A 542-nucleotide genomic window follows, 5' to 3' on the forward strand; every position below is an offset into this window, starting at 1 on the left:
ACGATGCGTTTCACGCAGAACTCCTCGATGATGTGATGACACTGAACACGAACTGACGAACCTATCGCCGTCCACCACCACCCCGTTTCAGCAGAAGGTGGTGAGCGCACCATATCGGCGATCTATGACGCCAGCCCAGCAACTGCGCAACCACCCGTAGATGCTCGGTGCGGGTTTGTGCCCGCTTGCCGTACGAACCGATCAGCGACGCGTCAACATTCAGCTGCTCGGCCAACCGAGCCACCGCCACCGGCGGCGCATCTGCCACCCTGTCCGGCACGAACCCCAGCCACGGCAGCGTGCACAACGCCACCGTGCGGGAAGCGGCCCTCGATCTCGAAGTATTTCAACAACGCCACGAAACCAATCCGCGTCGGCCCGGCCTTGTTGGCCACCAACTCCCAGTCCGGCTTCAGCAAGGTCCGCGACGCGATCAGATCTTCAGGTTCCCACTCGCGCCGCACGATCGGAGAATCTACAGCCCCGGCCGCTAGTTTGCGGTTCGCCGTAGCAATAGCAGTCTCGGGCCGACGAGCAGGCCG

The 542-nt window shown here is 62.7% G+C and carries 1 pseudogene; it reads right to left on the bottom strand.

Features of this window, described 5'->3' with window-relative positions:
- Positions 1–127 precede the first annotated feature (127 nt).
- Positions 128–313, bottom strand: a pseudogene (locus GVY64_RS37090) (DUF4158 domain-containing protein); the annotation flags it as partial.
- Positions 314–542 lie beyond the last annotated feature (229 nt).

The sequence above is a fragment of the Nocardia sp. CY41 genome (assembly GCF_009829325.1).
Classification (GTDB): Bacteria; Actinomycetota; Actinomycetes; order Mycobacteriales; family Mycobacteriaceae; genus Nocardia.